The organism is Desulfurispora sp., assembly GCF_052744395.1.
On sequence record NZ_JBRAJI010000021.1, the window covers coordinates 22,280 to 41,209 of the forward strand.

An 18,930-nucleotide genomic window follows, 5' to 3' on the forward strand; every position below is an offset into this window, starting at 1 on the left:
GCGCCCGCTCTTTCCGCCCCCGGCCGGTGTTGTTATTCTGGCCAACAACAAAACCCGGCACTGCCGGGTCTATTCCCAAAACATACTATCCAGAGCCATAAAAATATCCATAGTCCGAATAATTCCCGCCAGCCGGCCACCATCCAGCACCGGCAGGGAGTTGATATTGTTCCTGAGCAGAATTTCGGCCGCCCGGTAAATGTCATCCCGTACATCCACAGTGGCCAGAGAGATGGGCCGCATCACATCCCTGATGCACATCTTGCCGCCCTGCGTATAATACCAGCCCCAGGACTCGGCGCGAATATGCACATCATCGACCAAATCCTTAAGACCCAGCGCCCTGAGCAGGCTTTTTAGCGTCACAATGCCAGTCAGGTTTCCGGCCCGGTCCAGTACCAGCATGCTGCGATGCCCGTGCAGGGCACCACTGACCTCGTGAAAGGACTGGCGCATCTTTTTGATGGCTTCCCAAATCGACTGATCTTCATAAATGGTGATATAATCTTCCACCGGCACCATAATATCACCGACCCGGCTGTTCACTGACCGCATTTACCATCACCGGATTTATTTTACACCCAGACTGGTCAACAGCTCAACCGTAACGCCAACAAAGGCGGTAATTTTTTCAGCCAGCAGGAAAATGTCAGGCAGTTCCGCCCCGTCCTCCCCCGTACAGGGAAAAAGCAGTTTGAAGCGGTATTTGCCGGTAGCTTCCAGGCGGGACAACTCCCGCTCCACAAGATACCCCGTCCGGCGGCTCAGTTCTTCCTGCCGGGCCAGCATGGGCAAAAATATATCGTGCTTGTGCCCATCCATAACCAGCTCAAAGACAATCAGCTCCCGACCACTGTACTCTCCCTTGCGCGGCCGCGTACGGCCCAGCCGGTAATAAATATTGCTTTCACTGAAAACCGTAGCACATTTGGATGTTTCTTTCACACTCCAGCTGGCGCCCAGCGTAATCAGGCGCAGTCCAATGCCGTGCTCCTGCTCCAGCTTCCGGCGTACCAGTTCCATCACCTGCTGCAGGTAGATACCGGGTGCTATTCTGGCCCGGCGCTGCCTGTCTCCTCTGTTTTCCCCTCCCGCCAGCCGGCTTTTCAGCCACTCCTCAAATCGGTCCAGGATGAGGGCACCGGTGCCATCCGCCCCCTGCAAAGCCAGGTACATTTTCTTATGCTGATGAAAAAGGCTGATAAGCTCTCGCTCGGTCACCTTATCCCTCCTTCCGGGAAACCATGGCCTGCACCCTGTACATTTCCGCCGCCAGCATGGGTTGCTCCCAGTTAGTTACTAACCAGCGCAGTATCAACCGGAAAATTTTCTGCATGCCATATTCACCCCGCCCTCCGGCAAACAGGGCCACGGTGAAAAACACTTCCACCATGGCCACAAGCACTCTCAAACAGTACTCTGACGGGCCGCGGCCTCACTGCCCGCAGCTGACCTTTCTTTCTCCATCCGGCTGGCCCGCTGCCAGGCCTGGAACATCCAGTACAGGATCATGCTGCACCCCACCAGACCGCTACCGTACAAAAAAGCATCACTGGCGTATTTGAATAGACCAACCGTTTGCTGGCTCATTTTGATTACCTTCATATCCGCCAGATATTTGGGAATGACTACCGCCCGGCTAACCGCCACCATAGCAATGATCGCCGTCATCACCTGTTTGATCTGCATCCCCCGCACCACTCTGGTGCCCACCGCCCCGATGGTCAGGCCCAGCAGGGAACCAACATAGAGCAGCAGGGTAATGCGCAGGTCCACCAGACCGTTAATGGCGTACAGGTACGCCCCCTGCATACCCGAAAAGATAGCCAGAAAGAGTTCGGTACCGGCCGCTACATAAGTGGGCACACCCAGCAGGTAAATCATGGCCGGCACGCCGATAAAACCGCCCACCCCGATAGTACCGGCCAGAAATCCGGTAGCCAGACCTACCAGCAAGGCCAGCCAGAGCGAGCAACGCACATTGGCCACTTTGAAGTGAATCATGGGCGGAATATTTAAGCTGCCAATCTTCTCCGCCAGACCGCCCCGGGAAGGCACCCCTCCCGCCGCCGCTCGCTTGACATCCCGATACATAAACCAGGAAACCCAGGTCAGAATGACCACAAACATCACACTGATATACAGGTTGGAACCGGCCGTACCCGCTTTGGACAGCACACTCTTGCTGATGCTCACCGCCAGCTGCACGCCGATGAACAGGGCAATGAACATGACCAGGCCCATGCGTTTGTCCACATTGCCGTATTCGCCATGTTTTTTCGACCCCATGATGGCCTTACCGAATTTGTGGGTGATGTTGGCCGCCACGGCCATGATCCCGGGTATGCCCAGGCTCATCATGGCCGGCGTCATGATGAAGGCGCCGCCCGAACCCAGAAAGCCGCTGAGCATTCCGCCGACAAAGCCGATGCCCACCAGTGAAAAGGCCATCTTGGGCGTCATGGCGATGAACTTGATCGCTTCCACCCCGGCGGGTATTTCCACTGCCCCGGCCATATTCTCACTCCTCCCGTAGATTTTGCGAAGACAATTTATCTTCCAGAGTGTGTTTGATCAATTTGGCCACCGCTGTGCCATAAAGATAGGCTACCACCACCACAATGCTCATGGAGACCAGCGGCGCCTTGATTGTTTTGGAAGACATAATGCTGAGCAGTTCCCGGGCATGGGTAAAAACGAGATAATAGGCCACACCCGCCGCTATCAGATACACAAGGGCTTTCAGCAAACCGGCCGTCCTGCTCTCTTTAGCTGCAGTTTTGCCGCCCATTAAGGATACCCCCTTTATCTGGCTTTTTCGCTACGCAGACCAATCCTGCGCAGGACACAAGTCAGTTTTCCATCAACCAGCTCCAGAATAGTTTCCCGCTCGGTACTGACTCCGGCCCGACCCCCCTTTTTGCGGTTTTGTTCAGGAAAGTGCAAAGCCGGTGCCAGTTGTGAAAATATTCAAAAGCACAATTCTGGCGGCTTCCTGACCGCCCTACGGATTACTTTTGAGGGAAAATTCATCAGCCGGGTGTCCAAAATATCATCAGCCGGCCACAGCCGGAGCATTTTCCGGGGCTTTTCGGCTGCGGCCGGCTGTCCAGAAATTGCGCAGTTTTATGTGAATTTTCAGATTACATCCTCACCCCGGCTATCTTCCCAACAAAAAAACCGCGCTACCTGCGCGGGATCGCCACATGGCCGGCTACCAGGTCAGAGCGGCCAGCAAATATTTTTTCAGCACAGCATAGGACTTTTCCATACTCCTGGTGGAAAGTATCCACAGGCGGGCACCCCGGTAATCAATATCCCGCACCATTCCGGTCAGAACCCGGCACAACACGATCAGTGCACCTAACCAGATCAGCTTTATGTTAAGCCACAACCAGTTCTCCCCCGGCCCATCCTGTACACGGGTTACCAGCATCGCTCATCCCCCCGCGATACTCTGACTTGCCAGCAAGTCATGCAAATGTCGGGCCAAAACAAAAACCGCCCTGCCGGGCGGCCGGTAGAACACGACGGCCACTTAAACAATCATGCTGCCGGGTTGACCTGACTACGCAACAGCGGGCACCGGTTTTACCCGGTGCCCGCCACTGGCTAGCCCCACCAGATCCAGATAGTTAGCAGCAAGAGGCTGAGAATACCACCCCAGGCCTGGAGCAGGCGGGAGCGGCTGATCAGAAAAGCTCCCAGCAGCGGCAAAAAAGATACCAACAGAAATACATAGCGCAGCAGCCAGTCCAGATGCCTCCCCGCCCGGCCCAGCAACTGCCAGCCAAACGGATGGAAAAGCAACTCTGGCGCACCGGCCGCCTGGCCGGTGAACAGCAGCAGGGTTTCCAGAATCACATAAATTAAGATACCCGCCAGGGCTACCGCGGCACCCAGCAACCAGATGTTAGCAGCTCTGACCCGGGCTTTCTCCGGTACAGCTTCCGGTCCCGCCTGACGCATCAAAACCAGCCTCCCAGCATGGCACCCAGTCCCCGTCCGATGCAGACCAGCGCCGTGCCACACAGCACCGCATCACCGGCCCGCTGGAAAAAGGATGCTGCAACATTAATCCTGAACAATAAAAAGCGAGCTGCAAACCACGTCCCGACCACTGCCCCCAGAACCACTGTCGCGGTTACCAAAGGGGGCATTACGGCTCCGGGCAAATAGACCAAACTGGCGGCGGCATCGCCCCAGAGAAAGATAAATTTCCCGGTACCCAGCACATATTTAAAAATGCCGTCCAGCAGACCACCCAGCCAGGGCAGGGCAATGGCAAACCCCCCTACGCCCAGGAAGCCTCCGGCAAAGGCGGCCAGGGTCATTACCGGCCAGCGGCCGTCCGCTTTGGCCGAGGGGACATCTTGCGGCCTTCCCCGCAATCTGCCCGCCAGAACCACCAGCAGTATCAGCACCCCAAACAGCAGTGACAAATAGCGCAGCGGGATCAGGTAACCGGCCAGAGCACCCAGCAGGGCGGCCAGCGGTACGAGCACGATGGCCGGAAAAAAACGCTCCGGCCGCACCAGGCCCGCCCTGAGCATGCCCGCCCCGGCCATTAGCCCGGTGATCAGGGATATGAGCAATCCGGCCACCCGGATGTCCGGTATGGCTTCGGGCAGGACGGCAGCCGCCACCGCCACAAACAGCAGCGAAACGTCCACACCAGCCAGCACGGCCAACCCGCCCAGCAAAAAGCAGCATACAAACATCCCAATCACAGATTTCACCTCTCCCGCTTTTTATGCCCCCGCAGCAGATTAAGAGAACAGGGGCGGCCAGGTCCCGTGGGTACAAACAGCATATTATCTAACTAATTCGCAACCATTTAGTTGTGAGAGTGAATATTTTCTCAAGACTTTCTTTAATTGTATTATACAACACAAATTCAGGCAACTGGCAGATACACTGCCGGACAAAAATTTTCCCTGTCCCTTCCGGCCTGGTAGCTGGAACATAACCTGGCGCTGGAAACAATTATCACAATTTTTTCCTGAATAACTATCTCCAGGGGGCTTGTCAAAAGTTCAGGCTTGTTGTATAATTCCAAATAGCAAAAGGACAACCGCAGTTGTCCGGACAGGGCACAAAGCCAGCAGTCTTAGTCTTTATAATATTTTTAGTAAACACTGAAATGGTTATTTTCATTAGCTAACAATACCACGAAGGTATTACCTGCAGGGAGCGGGTTGTACTGACGTGGTATTTTATTTTGGTGCGCATGCTAAAACCTGGCATCCACCATGCTTAACCTCCTCTACAGCAGGTATTGCAGCCGCTCAGACCTGTAATACCTCTCCTCTATCAATCCCTTGACGGCGCGGGGCCGGGCAACCCCGCGCAATTTTTTTAATAATGCTAAAAAGCACTAAATAGGCTGCAGATACAGGCTTGCGGCAAAAAGCTCCTCGTACCCCTCCCGCACCGCCAGCTCAATGTGCCTGATCCGCCCAGCAATATCGGCCACCCGCTGCCGGGCCTGCCGGGATACCAGGCACAGGCGGGCACCGGAGAGGCTGGTGTTGCCGGCGTAACGCACCCGGCCGGACAGCTCCTGCGGCACCAGGCCAATTTCCACCAGGCTATCCAAACGCAGGTGAGAGCCAAAAGCTCCGGCGATAACCAGTTCGTCCAGGTCGGCAAAGCTAAGCCCGGTCTCCTGGAGCAGCGTACGAAATCCGGTCAGGATGGCCCCCTTGGCCAGCTGCATTTGGCGCACATCGGCCTGACTGATAAATACCTCCGCACGACCGGCCGCACCTTCCGCCAGCACAATTCTTTTGCCCTCCTCCTCGCGCACCCGGCCAGCCAGCGGATTGCCCTCGCGCTCCAGCTCCCTCCGGCCCTTGATGCGGCCAGACGGTTCAATCAGACCGGCCCGCCGCCCGGCCGCCACAGCATCAATCAGCCCGCTGCCGCACAGGCCGTGCGGTGCACCACCGGCAATCACCCGGCAAACCAGCCGGCCATCTGCCAGTTCAACCGCATCAATGGCACCGCTCTCCGCCCGCATGCCGCAGCTGATATTCATGCCCTCCCAGGCCGGTCCGGCCGCGCAGGAGCAGGCCCAGAGCCCTTCCGGAGTAGATAGTACCATTTCTCCGTTGGTGCCGATATCAATAAAAAGCCGCCGGCCATCTCCTCTATCCAAAGACGTGGCCAGCACACCGGCTACCGTATCGGCACCAATGAACCCCGATACCAGGGGCAGGCAGTACAGGCGGGCACAGTCAGCTGCTGCCAGGCCAATTTCCCCCGCCGGCAGATACCGGGCTCCGGTAAAAACCGGCTGAAAGGGAGCCCGACCAATAGAGTGCGGATCAATACCCAGCAAAAGGTGCAGCATGGTGGGATTACCGGCCACAGCAATCTCATAAATCTGCTGCCGAGCAATGGCAGATTGCCGCGCCAATTGCTCCATTAAACTGTTTAGACAGGCCACCACTTCCTGCTGCAATTTTTTCAGCCCGGTTTCACCCTGCGCAGCGAAGTCGATGCGCGTAAGCACATCCAGTCCGTAACCGGTTTGAGGATTGAGGGCGGCTGCCGTGCCCATTTCCTTTCCCGCCCGCAGATCCCAGAGGGCGGCTACCACCGTGGTGGTGCCCAGATCTACGGCCACACCGTAGCAGGCCGCACTGGTGTCCCCCGCCTCCAGAGCCAGCACCTGCTCCCCGGCCAGCACCGCGGTCACCACCTCCGCTTCCCGCCAGAGCCCGGCCAGCTGCCGCAACACAACGGCAGAAAAGGCTGCCTCCTCCATCTGCAGTGCCTCCGCCAGACTATGCCCCAGGCCGGGAAAAACCAACCCCATTTCTCTCTCCCACCGCACCGGCACCTTGCGCAGCACAGGATCCAGTGTGTAATCAGGCATTTCACCCGCCTGCAATATGCCCTGCCCATCCCCACTGCTCGGGCCGGGCAATTCCAGCACCATATCGCATTGGACGGAAAGAGCGCAGGCCAGCCGCCATCCTGCTGCCAGTTGTGCAGCAGTCAGGTGCTGGCGCTCGGCCAGCTGCAGGGGGGGCAGGCCATCGCCCTGCACCCTGATTTTGCATTTGCCGCAAAGCCCTCTGCCCCCACAGGGCGTTTCCAGCCGCACTCCCGCCTCCCGCAACAGCTCCAGGAGCCGTACACCGGCGGGTGCTGTGAGTTTCCGATTGCCCGGCAACAGAGTCAGCGTGTGTTTATTTTGCATTTCCTCACCACCACACTTTTGCATAATGTTATAAATTCTACCACAGGAACCGTCAGCAAGGCCCGGGCACATTGGAGACTCGGATACAGAACATTGATGGAAGTTTCACCGCCGGGGCCATGGCCACCGCAACCACCGAGCTCAAGGAAATGATAGCCAAATTCAAGATCTGAGCGATGGGAAAACATCTTTCAGTTCAACGGCCAGTTCGGGAAAAATGTGGCTTATGGCGACTTCCGACCGGCTATAGACCGTGCAACGTTCAAATTTACCTTCTTTCAGGGCATATATTTCCACGGTTTCATGGTAAGGGTCGACCAGCCAGTACTCGCGCACTCCATAGCGCTGGTATAATTGATATTTCTCCAACCGATCGCGCCGGGCAGCCTGGCCGGGAGAAAGGATTTCCACCACCAGGTCGGGAGCTCCCTGGCAACCCCTTTCATCAATTTTCCGGCTATCGCAAATGATCACCAGGTCGGGTTGCACCACATTAAAGGTCTGGGCATCATCAGCACTTTCCGCCAGCCGGACATCAAAGGGAGCAGCAAACACTTCGCAGGGTTTTCCCTGCAGATATGTAGCAAAGGCTACCAGCAACCTGACCGACACGCGCTGGTGCAAAGTGGACGGTGCCGGTGTCATATTGTAAGGGACACCGTCAATCAGCTCCCAGCGCTGCTCATCCGACCAGGTTAAATAATCAGCGTAGGAATACCTTTTGAGTACAGGTGTGGGCAATAAAATCATCCCCTTAGCAGCGGTTTACTGCTGACACTACCCATCTATTCTTTCTCACAGGATATGAATTTCAGGATATAAATTTTTCCCTGCTCGTACTGTCTAGAGCAACATATACCTAACAAAAATATTAACACAAATTGGCCAAATTTACTTTCTGCCGGGGGCAAATTTTGCTTTATCCCCTTAAAGAATGACAAAAAACCGGCCCCGTAATCAAGGCCGGTCTTTTCCTGCACTGGTTCCCCTGCTGCACCAAACAGCAGATATAAATATTTTATATTTTTACGCCGCCACAATAGAGCCGGTTTTGCACTTGGCCAGGCACTCGCCACAGCGCACGCATTTTTCCTGGTCAATGGTGTGGGGCTCCTTCTTGTTGCCCGAAATGGCCCCGTTTTCGCAGGCCTTCACGCACAGTGTGCAGCCCTTACAGGTGGCCGGATCAATTTTCAGGGCGGGAATTTCCACGCCAGCAGCGGCAGCAGCATCTTTCACCTTGCTGCCGGCCGGCACGGTGAAGGTGACCCCGTTTAAGGTAATGGTTACATCTTTGGCCGGTTTTTTGGCTTCAGTCATGACCATACTCCTCTCCTTAACCTGTAGATTAAATTTACTCCGCCGGACACTCCATCAAACACCCGGCGGCCGGGTAATTCCAAAGGAACATTATTCAACAAAAACCCCGCCCAAACCTGCTGCCAGCCGAGAAAAAAGGGCAAAAAAATATGGCCGGGCTGGCAATCCAGCCCGGTCATAACGCATTCCAGCCAGGCCGGCAGGCGCGAATAGCACCCGCCCAACAGATAGCCGGTGTGAGCTGTGCCCGGCAAAGCAAATACAGAGTCAGAGAATCATATGTTCTGTTCCGCCGCTGCCGCAGCCTGTTTCTGCGCTTCCTCCTCCCGCAGAAAGCGGCGCAACACTTTGCCCACGGCTGTTTTAGGCAACTCGGAGCGGAACTCCACCAGGCGGGGCACCTTGTAGGCGGCCAGTTTGCTCCGGCAGTAGGCAATGACCTCTTCCTCGGTCAAACTGGCTCCCTCTTTGAGCACAATATAAGCCTTGACTGTTTCTCCCCGGTAGCGGTCGGGCACACCGGCTACCACTGCTTCCATAATGGCTGGGTGTTCAAAGAGCACTTCTTCTATTTCCCGCGGGTAGATGTTGAACCCGCCAGCAATAATCATATCTTTCTTGCGGTCCACAATGTAGAAAAAGCCATCCTCGTCCATTTTGGCGATGTCACCCGTGTAAAACCAGCCGTTGCGCAGAGCCAGAGCGGTTTCTTCGGGCATATTCCAGTAGCCCTTCATCACCTGCGGGCCCTTGATACACAGTTCGCCCGCTTCTCCGGGCGGCAGCGTCCGGGTGCCGGTTTCCAGATCCACCACCCGGGCCAGGGTATCGGGCAGGGGCATACCAATGCTGCCCACCTTGCGCTGGCCGATCATGGCATTGCAGTGGGTCACGGGCGAGGTCTCGGAAAGGCCATAACCCTCCACCAAACAGCCGCCGGTCAGTTCTTCGAACTTCTGCGCCACCTCCACCGGCAGGGGAGCCGACCCGCTGATGCAGTAACGAATGGAGCGGACATCATACTTTTCCAGCTGCGGGTAGTTGTTCACCGCAATATACATGGTGGGCACGCCGGGGAACAGAGTGGGCTTGTAAGTATTGATGGCCTGCATCAGGGCCTCAATGTCAAAGCGGGGCAGAATGACCAGCGTGGCCGCATTGGCTATGCCAAAGTTGACACAGGTAGTCATGCCGTAGGAGTGGAAAAAGGGCAGCACAGACAGCACGGTTTCCTCACCGTAACGGCAGCCGTTAAACCAGGCCGTCACCTGCAGGGCGTTGGCCACAATATTGCGGTGGGTGAGCATGGCCCCTTTGGAAATGCCAGTGGTACCGCCGGTATACTGCAGCACGGCCAGGTCGTTTACCGGATCTATCTCCACTGCCGGCAGTTGCCCCTGGGCGCTCATGGCCAGCTGATCGGCCCGCCAGACACCCTCAGGTATGCCGGGCGCCGGCTGGCCCAGGCTGAACACAATCACATGTTCCAGCGGGGTTACATCCTTGACATTGGCAATGCGCTGGTAAAAGGCGTCATAGGCGATAATCACCCGAGCGCCGGAATCGTTTAATAGATGCTCCAGCTCCCGCTCCACATACATGGGGTTGACCTGGGCCACCACCGCACCGATTTTCTGGATGGCCAGAAAGCCCACTACATACTGGGGACAGTTGGGCGCCATCAGGGCCACCCGGTCCCCCTTGCGCACCCCCAGGTTGTACAGCGCCAGGGCGGTCTTTTCCACCAGGGTATGCAACATGGTGTAGGGTATCTGCACACCGGCGAAAATCAGCGCCGTGCGCTGCGGGCATCTCTCGGCCGCCTCGGTCAGAAAGTCGGGCATGGTCTTATCCGGATATTCCAGACTGGCCGGTATGCCCGACGGATAGTTTTTCAGCCAACGCTCCTTAAGTTGGTTCTCATCCAGCATGAGAACAGTCCCCCCTTATCATTTGTAAAAAATAGCGGTCCGGATTCCCGGCGAGGAGTTCCGAACAATAACATTATGACTGAATAATCAGTCATAATTTGTTGCATAGGGTCTTAATAAGTTCATTCGCGGCCCGCGGGATTTTCCCTGCCCCAAAATATCAAATATTTTGTATTTTTATAATAGTAATTCATGATAAAATTTTAAAAACCGATTAACCAATCAAGGGGGGCTTTCCATGGCTGAAATCAATTTCGCACTGCCCACACCGGACGGGCTGTCCCTGGCTGGCCGGGCCTGGCAGCCGGAAGCAAAAGCATCTGTAGTGCTCTGTCTGGTACACGGTCTGGGCGAACACAGCGGCCGCTACGCCGCCCTGGCGGAATTTTTCACGCACCGCGACTGCTCGGTTGTGACCTTCGATCAGCGCGGCTTCGGCCGCTCGCCAGGCCCGCGCGGCTTCACCCCTTCATATAAAACCATGCTGGATGACATAGCTTTGTTACTACAAAAAGCGCAGGAAATGCATCCGTCAAAACCGCTGTTCCTCTATGGACACAGCATGGGGGGCAATCTGGTAATTAATTACGCCTTAAGCCGCCGCCCGTCCATTGCCGGCGTCATTGCCTCCGCCCCCTGGCTGGAGCTGGCCTTCCAGCCCCCCAAAATAAAAATGGCGCTGGCCCGCGCCATGGACAAAATCTGGCCCTCGCTGTCCCAGCCCAGCGGTCTGGATCCTGCCCACCTCTCCCGTGACCCGGAAGTGGTCAGGGCTTACCTGGCCGACCCGCTGGTGCACGACCGCATCACTCCCCGCTTATTTCTTGGCTGCTACCAGGCCGGCCTCTGGGCGCAGCAAAACGCCCCCTCGCTTTCCCTGCCCCTCCTGCTGCTGCACGGCAGCGGCGACAGACTAACCTCCTTTGCCGCCAGCCGGGAGTTCGCCCGCCGGGCCGGAAAAAACTGCACCTTCCTGCCCTGGGAAGGTCTGTACCACGAACTGCACCATGAACGGGAAAGAGAACAGGTGCTGGAGAGCATCTGGCAGTGGATGCAAGGCAGATTATAATGTAAGAAAATTTTAATGCTCCGGTTATTTTTTGCTAAGCAATATCTGTTAGGATAAGTAAAAGCCAACCCGGACAATATGCTGTGTAAAAACTTTCTTTTGGAGGGATCGCCATGTGCTGTACCGAACAACAACCGCCCCGTGCTCTGCCCCGTCTGGGCGAACCGGCCCCGCCCTTTGAAGCCGTCACCACCCACGGTGTGCTGCGCCTGGAGGACTACAAAGGCAGCTGGCTGATTTTGTTTTCCCACCCGGCCGATTTTACCCCGGTATGCACCACCGAGTTCATGGCCTTTGCCCAGATCTACCCGGAATTGCAAAAGCGCAATGTAGAGCTGCTGGGCCTGAGCATTGACAGCGTGTACTCCCACATCGCCTGGGTGCGCAACATTGAGGAAAAAATGGGCGTAAAAATTCCCTTCCCGGTGATTGCCGACATCAATAAGGAAGTAGCCACTGCCTACGGCATGATCATGCCAGGCGAAAGCCGCACGGAAACCTCGCGCTGCGTCTTCATCATCGACCCCAACGGCCTTGTGCGGGCCATGATTTACTACCCGCTGACCACGGGCCGCAATATGGATGAAATCCTGCGCCTGATTGAGGCCCTGCAGACCACGGACAAGCACAAAGTGGGCACACCGGCCAACTGGCGCCCGGGCGACCGGGTGATTGTACCCCCACCCGCCACCCAGGAAGCGGCCGAGGAAAGACTGGAGGAAGGCTACCAGTGTAAGGATTGGTACTTCTGCCAGAAAGATCTGAAAGTGGAGGAATAGCTCATGGCCTGTGTCAATCCCGACGGCACACTGACCAAACCGGGCCGGCGGGTGCTGGCAGCCATGCTGGAGCCGCGCCGCCCGGAAGAAGTGGCCGCAGCCACGGATATCGCCCTGTTCCGCATCCGCAGCATCCTCCGCGAACTGTTGGAGGCCGGACTGGTAGCTGAAGCCGGTGGCCTGTACAGCGCCACCGCTACAGGGCGGGGGAAACTGGAGGCATAATGCACCAAACCGCCCGGCTGGATCAAAATTCCAACCGGGCGGCTTAATTGCGCGACAAATTAGCTTTTATCAAGAGTTGTCAGGTATCTGTCCAGTTCATCTATCACCAGAACCAATTCCTGTTCCAGCTGGCTCACCAGCCCCTCCGCTTCCGCAAACATTCCCCTTTTGCCCGCCGCCTCCAGCCGACCGGCCAGACAGGCGGCGCGCCGGGCGCCAATGTTGCCCAGAGCCCCCTTCAGTTTATGTGCAGCACGGCTCAGTTCCTGAACAGCACCACCCGCCAGCGCCTGGCGCACGGCCTGCAGCTGGGATGGAAGGTGCTCCCGGGCCAACCGGAAAACCTGCGCCAGGATTTGCGCGTCACCATCCACCATATCCCAAACCCCTGGCCAATCAATGACCGCACCCGCAGCCCGGTTTTTACTCCCCTGCTCTACCACTTTAGGCCACCCGTCCATCATCATTTGCCTGCCTTCCCCGGAGCGACAGGCAGTAGCTTCCCCACCTTCTGCTCCTGCCAAACAACTCCCGGCTTTTTCCCGACAGGCGTCATTCAGCAGACGCCCCAAACGCTCTGCCAGTTCGGTGGCACGAAAGGGTTTGACAATGCAATCGTCCATACCGGCTTCCCGGCATTTCTGTCGCTCCCCGGGCAGGGCCATGGCGGTGACGGCCAGGACGGGAATACGCCGACCGGTTTTCCCCTCCTGTTCCCGGATCAGCCGGGCGGCCGACAGGCCGTCCAGCACCGGCATCTGCACATCCAGCAGGATGACGTCAAACTGCTGCCCGGCGGCCATTTGCACGGCCTGCTGGCCATCGCTCACCGCAGTGACCTGGCAGCCCATTTTTTCCAGCATGGCCTGCAGCAACTGGCGGCTCAGCGGGTTATCTTCGGCCAGCAGTATTTGCCGGCCGGTCAGACATGCAGCCGCCTCACGGCTGGCCGCACTCCGGACGTCAGTTAGTCCGGTGTAGGTGACAGTGGCTTCCCCGGTGGGCATCGGGTTGAAGCAATCGGCTGTACCAGCGGGAGTATCCTGCTCACCGGCATAAACCTCCGGTTCGGCCACCCCATTCGTACCGGCAACTGGCAGCGACACCGTAAAATAAAACGCACTGCCCCGCCCGGGCTCGCTTTCCACCCAGATGCGACCGCCCATGAGTTCCACCAGATGGCGGGAAATGGTCAGACCCAGCCCGGTACCGCCAAAGCGGCGGGTGATGGAACTTTCGGCCTGGTTAAAAGCCACAAAAACGCTCTCCAGCTGGTCGGGAGCTATGCCGATTCCCGTATCGCGCACAACAAAGAGCAACTCCTCCCGGACGCCCGGCACACCGGACTGCCCGTCCTCTCCCCGGCCTTCCGCTGCCTGCTTACCGGCCAGACCTTGCCCGGCCGGCGCTTCCACTGCCTGCCGCAGTTGCACCTGCAGTTCTACTTCCCCGCTCTCGGTAAACTTGATGGCGTTACCCAGCAGGTTGACCAGCACCTGGCGCAGGCGCCCCGGGTCGCCGTACACCTGCCGCGGCACCGCCCGCTCAATCCGGCAGGAGGCAGTCAGCCCCTTCTGGCGGGCCCGTACGGCCAGGGCGGCAAAGGTGCGCTCGACCAGCCGGTGCAGGTCGAACCGCTCCTGGCCCAGTTCCAGTTTACCCGCCTCCACTTTAGCCAAATCCAGCACATCGTTTAAAATGTCCAGCAAAGCCAGAGCCGAATCCTGCAACAAGCGCAAATACTCCTGTTGTTCGTAATCCAGCGGGGTACCCAGCATCAAATCGGCCATGCCAATAATGGCATGCATGGGGGTGCGGATCTCATGGCTCATGTGGGCCAGGAACCGGCTTTTGGCCTGGCTGGCCGCTTCGGCCGCTTTTTTAGCCGTCACCAGTTCGCTGATCAGCTTTTTGAGCATCTGCTTGCGGGCCGTAATATCCTCCAGGGTCAGCACCACGTGGGGCCGGCCGTCCAGCTCCAGGGGTGCCGCACCCAGGCGCAGCCAGCGGCTTTCCACCCGTCCCGCCACCTTAAGGCGCAGTTTCAGCTCCCGGGCCGGGATGGGCCGCCTCCGCTCAAAAACTTCGGCCACGGCCCGGCGCAGCGGACAGCTGCGGCAGAGGTGGCTGCTGCCACAACCTTCCGGACCTTCTTTCTCGTTAACACAGTTGATCCCCCGGCCCACCGGACGCCCCAGCATTTCGCCACTGCTGTGCCCGGTCAGCCGGGCAGCCACATCATTGATCTGCACAATCTCATAGCGGCTGCTGAGCAAAAGTACTCCGGCGGGAATGGCCGCAAATATTTCCTGCAACTGTTCGGGTTTAAGCACGGAAAGGCCGGGCGGCGGCAGAGCACCCGCCGGGCGGCAAATAGTGGACATGACCATCACAACCTTATCCGAAACTAACTATCAGCCAACACTCTATGGCTTAATTATACCAGTATCTATCACCCGCTCAAACCTGATATACGGTTGTCAGCCCACAGGCTTTGCTCCCGCCGGATTGCCCAGCCAGAGTATAACTTGACTTTGACACCTAAAATTTAGAAAGCCTTGCGGCTGTAAGAATGAGGTTGCTCCCAATTCCTGGACCCATTAAATTGTACCACGCTAAAAGTCGAGTAATGACAAGGGTTTCATGGATCGCTGTCAAAGTCCAGCATAAAGCACTGCCTGTCCTACCAAATAAAGTAACCCGCCGGTACGGCGGGTTGTCCGGATAAATATTTTTAGATTCAACTGTCCTATTCTGCCCGCCGCGCCGCCGCCCGGCGATCAATCAGGCCCAGCAGCCAGCCCAGGGCCAGACCGCCCACGGCCACGGCCACCGTAAACACAGCGTGCAAATGATACCAGATCAGCAGGTAGGCCGTGCTGAGAATAATGGACATAATCATGAGCGGGAAGGCCACCTTCATAAAGCCCAGGAAGGTGATATGCAGGCCGCGCTTTTCAGCCATACCGATGACCACCACATTGGCCGAGGCGCCAATCACGGTGCCGTTGCCGCCCAGACAGGCCCCCAGGGAGAGCGCCCACCACAACAGATCCAGGTTGGCTATACCGCCCAAACGACCCATGTCGTGAATCAGCGGAATCATGGTGGCCACAAAGGGAATGTTGTCCACAAAGGCCGAAGCAAGGGCCGACACCCAGAGGATGAGCATGGCCGTGGGCACCAGCTGGCCGCCTGTCAGATCCAGGCTCCAGCGGGCCACCTTTTCAATCACCCCGGTGTGCTCCAGACCGCCCACAATAATGAACAGACCGGCAAAGAAAAAGATCACCGGCCACTCCACGGCGTGCAGGGCATGTTCCGGATCCTGGCGGCTTAACAGCAGCAGCAGGCTGGCCCCGCTCAGGGCAATCACCGAAGACTCCAGATGAATAAACTGGTGCAGAGCAAAACCGGCAATGGTCAAAAACAAAACCAAAAGACACCTTCTGAGCAAATCATGGTCCTTGATTTCTTCATTTTCATCCATTTCCATGATCGCCGCCTGCAATTCGGGCGCAGTCACCAGCTGGCGGCGGTATATCAGCTTGAGCAGGAAAATGGTCAGAACGTAGACCACAATAATGACCGGCGTCAGGTTGATGATAAAATCCATAAAGCCCAGATGGGTAGCACTGCCAATCATGATGTTGGGCGGGTCACCAATCAGCGTAGCCGTTCCCCCCACATTGGAGGCAATGATCTCCACAATCAAAAAGGGCAGCGGAGAAAGGCGCAGCTTCTCGGCAATGGCAAAGGACACCGGCACAATCAAAAGCACCGTGGTCACGTTGTCCAGAAAAGCCGAAAGCACCGCCGTAACCAGACCCAGAGAGGCCATGATCTTGAGCGGATGCCCGCCCGAGCGCTTGGCCGCCTTGATGGCCAGGTACTCAAACACACCGGTCTGGCGGGTGATGCCCACAATCATCATCATGCCAATTAACAGGCCAATAGTGTTGAAGTCAATGGCCTCGGTGGCCTGTTCGGGCGTGAGGATTTTGGCCAGAATTAGCACCCCCGCCCCGATCAGAGCAATCACCGTACGGTGGATCTTTTCAGAGACAATAATGGCATATACCAGCAAAAAGACGCTAGTGGCAAAGATGGCCTGGGTACTGGCAGTCACCGTCATCTCCCCTTAAACATTTATTCATTCGTATATCCTGATCGCTGACAGGCGGACATTGCTACCATATACCAGATTAATGAATATATGTTTTTATGCCTGAAAATAATAATTCCCGGAATTCCCGGACACGGTTCCCGGAGGTAAAACAGGTAAACCTTTATTCTGCTCACCCGCTGCTACAAATGCCTCCACCTCCCCGGCGCCGCCCGCACAGCAACCTAAAAAATTATAATGATATTTTGTACCATAGGCAATAAAAATCACGCGTACAGCACAAAGTCCCGTTCCAAAAGTCGTTTATTTTCACCTGTCAGCTTGTGAAATATTATACTATAACCACAGATCGCCGTAAACTGCCCACCGCAAATTTTCAAAAAACAGACCGGATTTACTCCCTTCCCGGGAGCAAGTCCGGCCCGGCACCGCTTTACTCAGCCCTTGCTCTGTACCTGTACATATATAGTGACAAAATCCCCGCTATTCTGATGACAAAACCAGGGCGATTTATCTGCCATCCGCACCCACTCCTTTTTCCCTGCCTCGTTCCAGCGGTCCCAATAACCCGCTTAAAGCCAGGCCAGCCAGTGCCACCCCCAGCAGGGTCAGCGGACCGTGCATATAATACCAGAGCAGCAGATACCCGGTGCTAATTACAATGGACATAATCATCAGCGGGAAGGCCACCTTCATAAAGCCCAGGAAAGTGATGTGCAGGCCGCGCTTTTCGGCCATACCGATAACCACCACATTGGCCGAAGCGCCGATCACAGTACCGTTGCCGCCCAGACAGGCGCCCAGAGCCAGGGACCACCACAACAGATCCAGGTCGGCCATAGCGCCCAGCTGGCCCATATTGTGGATCAGCGGGATCATGGTAGCTACAAAGGGGATGTTGTCCACAAAGGCTGAAGCAATGGCCGACACCCAGAGAATGAGCATGGACATGGGCACCAGCTGGCCGCCCGTCAAATCCAGACTCCAGCGGGCCACCTTTTCAATCACCCCGGTGTGCTCCAGACCGCCCACAATAATGAACAGACCGGCAAAGAAAAAGATCACCGGCCACTCCACGGCGTGCAGGGCATGTTCCGGATCCTGGCGGCTTAACAACAGCAGCAGGCTGGCCCCGCTTAAAGCGATCACCGAAGACTCCATATGAATGAACTGGTGCAAAGCAAAACCGGCAATAGTCAAAAACATTACCAGCAGGCATTTTCTAAGCAAATTGTGATCCTTGATTTCTTCATTTTCATCCAGTTCCATGATGGCCGCCTGCCGCTCGGGCACTGCTACCAGCTGCCCGCGGTAGATGATTTTCAAAAAGAATATGGTCAACGCATAGACCACAATTACCACCGGGGTCAGGTTAATCACAAAGTCCATGAAGCCCAGGTGGGTGGCACTGCCAATCATAATGTTGGGCGGGTCGCCAATCAGCGTGGCCGTCCCTCCCACATTGGAGGCGATAATTTCTACAATCAGGTAAGACAGGGGGGAAACTTGCAATTTTTCGGCAATGGCAAAAGTGACCGGCACAATCAAAAGCACCGTGGTCACATTGTCCAGCAGGGCTGAAAGCACAGCTGTGACCAGGGCCAGGGCAGCCATGATTTTGAGCGGGTGCCCGCCCGACCGCTTAGCTGCCTTGATGGCCAGGTACTCGAACACGCCGGTCTGGCGGGTAATACCCACAATCATCATCATGCCGATTAACAGGCCGATGGTGTTGAAATCCACGGCTTCAATGGCCTGTTCGGGGGTGAGAATTTTAATCAGCACCAGCACAGCCGCCCCCACCAGGGCGATAACCGTACGGTGGATCTTCTCGGAAACAATAATGGCATACACCAGCAAAAAGATACTGGTGGCCAGGAAGGCCTGGGTAGTGGCAGTCATGGCATACCTCCTAACATCAATATCTTGCCCATAAAACCTCGCTTTATCAAATGCCGCCGGACACATAAGTGCCCAAAGTGTTGTTCTAAAACATACCCTTCCCCCCTCTCAGCATATTTGCGACACACAAAAGGTGGCCCGGGTTTTAGCCCAGGCCAAAACTTATGTTTTTCCCATCATCCGGCAGGGCCTGGCCCGGACAAAACAAAACCGGGGCCGGGCAGCCTGAAGAAAGACTACCCACCCCGGTTAGTCAACACCTTGAACCCGCTGCACAGGCAGGGGCAACCGCATAGACACTATGCATTTGTGAATAACCTGGATCCGTGATACCATCTCACCAATAACCATTTTCAGGCATAATCTGG

At 56.5% G+C, this 18,930-nt stretch carries 18 protein-coding genes; 3 read left to right on the forward strand and 15 right to left on the reverse strand.

The genetic code is table 11. The features are described 5' to 3' along the window. Positions 1-69 precede the first annotated feature (69 nt). From ACUVTU_RS07310 to ACUVTU_RS07365, 12 genes are all read right to left on the reverse strand, one after another. Positions 70-555, reverse strand: coding sequence for a CBS domain-containing protein (locus ACUVTU_RS07310; RefSeq protein ID WP_445889304.1), 486 nt, complete (start codon positions 553-555; stop codon positions 70-72). 15 nt (positions 556-570) lie between these two features. Then, the gene (locus ACUVTU_RS07315) at positions 571-1,221 is read right to left on the reverse strand and encodes a hypothetical protein (protein WP_445889305.1); all 651 of its coding nucleotides are present in this window, start codon (positions 1,219-1,221) and stop codon (positions 571-573) included. 1 nt (position 1,222) lies between these two features. Beyond that, positions 1,223-1,411: a hypothetical protein gene (locus tag ACUVTU_RS07320; protein WP_445889306.1), complete on the reverse strand. Its 189-nt coding sequence runs from the start codon at positions 1,409-1,411 to the stop codon at positions 1,223-1,225. Then, complete coding sequence (locus ACUVTU_RS07325) at positions 1,408-2,517, reverse strand: sulfite exporter TauE/SafE family protein (RefSeq protein WP_445889307.1); 1,110 nt, start codon at positions 2,515-2,517, stop codon at positions 1,408-1,410. The genes ACUVTU_RS07320 and ACUVTU_RS07325 overlap by 4 nt, the downstream gene beginning before the upstream one ends. A 4-nt stretch (positions 2,518-2,521) precedes the next feature. Next, a complete protein-coding gene (locus ACUVTU_RS07330; protein ID WP_445889308.1) occupies positions 2,522-2,749 on the reverse strand; it encodes a hypothetical protein in 228 nt (75 codons plus the stop codon). 465 nt (positions 2,750-3,214) lie between these two features. After that, positions 3,215-3,436 carry a hypothetical protein gene (locus ACUVTU_RS07335; protein ID WP_445889309.1) on the reverse strand — a complete coding sequence of 74 codons (222 nt, stop codon included), beginning with the start codon at positions 3,434-3,436 and terminating at the stop codon, positions 3,215-3,217. A gap of 176 nt (positions 3,437-3,612) precedes the next feature. Next, positions 3,613-3,969, reverse strand: a complete 357-nt coding sequence (locus ACUVTU_RS07340) for a hypothetical protein (protein WP_445889310.1) — start codon at positions 3,967-3,969, stop codon at positions 3,613-3,615. Further along, a complete protein-coding gene (locus ACUVTU_RS07345) occupies positions 3,969-4,721 on the reverse strand; it encodes a TSUP family transporter (RefSeq protein ID WP_445889321.1) in 753 nt (250 codons plus the stop codon). The genes ACUVTU_RS07340 and ACUVTU_RS07345 overlap by 1 nt, the downstream gene beginning before the upstream one ends. 656 nt (positions 4,722-5,377) lie before the next feature. Further along, positions 5,378-7,210, reverse strand: a complete 1,833-nt coding sequence (locus tag ACUVTU_RS07350) for an ASKHA domain-containing protein (protein WP_445889311.1) — start codon at positions 7,208-7,210, stop codon at positions 5,378-5,380. 162 nt (positions 7,211-7,372) lie between these two features. Beyond that, positions 7,373-7,960 carry a Uma2 family endonuclease gene (locus ACUVTU_RS07355; protein WP_445889312.1) on the reverse strand — a complete coding sequence of 196 codons (588 nt, stop codon included), beginning with the start codon at positions 7,958-7,960 and terminating at the stop codon, positions 7,373-7,375. A 276-nt stretch (positions 7,961-8,236) separates the two neighbouring features. Next, a complete protein-coding gene (locus ACUVTU_RS07360) occupies positions 8,237-8,530 on the reverse strand; it encodes a 4Fe-4S binding protein (RefSeq protein WP_445889313.1) in 294 nt (97 codons plus the stop codon). A 275-nt stretch (positions 8,531-8,805) separates the two neighbouring features. Next, positions 8,806-10,461, reverse strand: coding sequence for a long-chain-fatty-acid--CoA ligase (locus ACUVTU_RS07365; protein WP_445889314.1), 1,656 nt, complete (start codon positions 10,459-10,461; stop codon positions 8,806-8,808). A 238-nt stretch (positions 10,462-10,699) separates the two neighbouring features. On the opposite strand from ACUVTU_RS07365, the gene ACUVTU_RS07370 reads away from it, so the two are divergent. The 3 genes from ACUVTU_RS07370 (at position 10,700) to ACUVTU_RS07380 (ending at position 12,534) form a co-directional block, all read left to right on the forward strand. Further along, a complete protein-coding gene (locus ACUVTU_RS07370; RefSeq protein WP_445889315.1) occupies positions 10,700-11,530 on the forward strand; it encodes an alpha/beta hydrolase in 831 nt (276 codons plus the stop codon). A gap of 113 nt (positions 11,531-11,643) precedes the next feature. Beyond that, a complete protein-coding gene (locus ACUVTU_RS07375) occupies positions 11,644-12,309 on the forward strand; it encodes a peroxiredoxin (RefSeq protein WP_445889316.1) in 666 nt (221 codons plus the stop codon). Between the two features lie 3 nt (positions 12,310-12,312). Beyond that, the gene (locus tag ACUVTU_RS07380; protein WP_445889317.1) at positions 12,313-12,534 is read left to right on the forward strand and encodes a hypothetical protein; all 222 of its coding nucleotides are present in this window, start codon (positions 12,313-12,315) and stop codon (positions 12,532-12,534) included. A gap of 59 nt (positions 12,535-12,593) precedes the next feature. Here the strand turns inward: ACUVTU_RS07380 and ACUVTU_RS07385 are convergent, their stop codons facing one another. The 3 genes from ACUVTU_RS07385 to ACUVTU_RS07395 all read right to left on the reverse strand — a co-directional run bounded on the left by ACUVTU_RS07385 (position 12,594) and on the right by ACUVTU_RS07395 (position 18,562). Next, positions 12,594-14,918: an ATP-binding protein gene (locus ACUVTU_RS07385; RefSeq protein WP_445889318.1), complete on the reverse strand. Its 2,325-nt coding sequence runs from the start codon at positions 14,916-14,918 to the stop codon at positions 12,594-12,596. A gap of 365 nt (positions 14,919-15,283) precedes the next feature. Continuing rightward, entirely contained in the window at positions 15,284-16,663 is a 1,380-nt protein-coding gene (locus ACUVTU_RS07390; RefSeq protein WP_445889319.1) for an ArsB/NhaD family transporter, read from the reverse strand. 507 nt (positions 16,664-17,170) lie between these two features. Continuing rightward, positions 17,171-18,562, reverse strand: a complete 1,392-nt coding sequence (locus tag ACUVTU_RS07395; RefSeq protein ID WP_445889320.1) for an ArsB/NhaD family transporter — start codon at positions 18,560-18,562, stop codon at positions 17,171-17,173. Positions 18,563-18,930: the final 368 nt, after the last annotated feature.

What these genes read in the sequence shown, in the direction of transcription:
- ACUVTU_RS07380 (WP_445889317.1), top strand. Translation starts at nt 12,313, where the DNA reads ATGGCCTGTGTCAATCCCGACGGCACACTGACCAAACCGGGCCGGCGG.
- ACUVTU_RS07370 (WP_445889315.1), top strand. Translation starts at nt 10,700, where the DNA reads ATGGCTGAAATCAATTTCGCACTGCCCACACCGGACGGGCTGTCCCTG.
- ACUVTU_RS07365 (WP_445889314.1), bottom strand. Translation starts at nt 10,461, where the DNA reads ATGCTGGATGAGAACCAACTTAAGGAGCGTTGGCTGAAAAACTATCCG.
- ACUVTU_RS07395 (WP_445889320.1), bottom strand. Translation starts at nt 18,562, where the DNA reads ATGACTGCCACTACCCAGGCCTTCCTGGCCACCAGTATCTTTTTGCTG.
- ACUVTU_RS07340 (WP_445889310.1), bottom strand. Translation starts at nt 3,969, where the DNA reads ATGCGTCAGGCGGGACCGGAAGCTGTACCGGAGAAAGCCCGGGTCAGA.
- ACUVTU_RS07375 (WP_445889316.1), top strand. Translation starts at nt 11,644, where the DNA reads ATGTGCTGTACCGAACAACAACCGCCCCGTGCTCTGCCCCGTCTGGGC.
- ACUVTU_RS07355 (WP_445889312.1), bottom strand. Translation starts at nt 7,960, where the DNA reads ATGATTTTATTGCCCACACCTGTACTCAAAAGGTATTCCTACGCTGAT.
- ACUVTU_RS07335 (WP_445889309.1), bottom strand. Translation starts at nt 3,436, where the DNA reads ATGCTGGTAACCCGTGTACAGGATGGGCCGGGGGAGAACTGGTTGTGG.
- ACUVTU_RS07310 (WP_445889304.1), bottom strand. Translation starts at nt 555, where the DNA reads ATGCGGTCAGTGAACAGCCGGGTCGGTGATATTATGGTGCCGGTGGAA.
- ACUVTU_RS07385 (WP_445889318.1), bottom strand. Translation starts at nt 14,918, where the DNA reads ATGTCCACTATTTGCCGCCCGGCGGGTGCTCTGCCGCCGCCCGGCCTT.
- ACUVTU_RS07325 (WP_445889307.1), bottom strand. Translation starts at nt 2,517, where the DNA reads ATGGCCGGGGCAGTGGAAATACCCGCCGGGGTGGAAGCGATCAAGTTC.
- ACUVTU_RS07350 (WP_445889311.1), bottom strand. Translation starts at nt 7,210, where the DNA reads ATGCAAAATAAACACACGCTGACTCTGTTGCCGGGCAATCGGAAACTC.
- ACUVTU_RS07360 (WP_445889313.1), bottom strand. Translation starts at nt 8,530, where the DNA reads ATGACTGAAGCCAAAAAACCGGCCAAAGATGTAACCATTACCTTAAAC.
- ACUVTU_RS07345 (WP_445889321.1), bottom strand. Translation starts at nt 4,721, where the DNA reads ATGTTTGTATGCTGCTTTTTGCTGGGCGGGTTGGCCGTGCTGGCTGGT.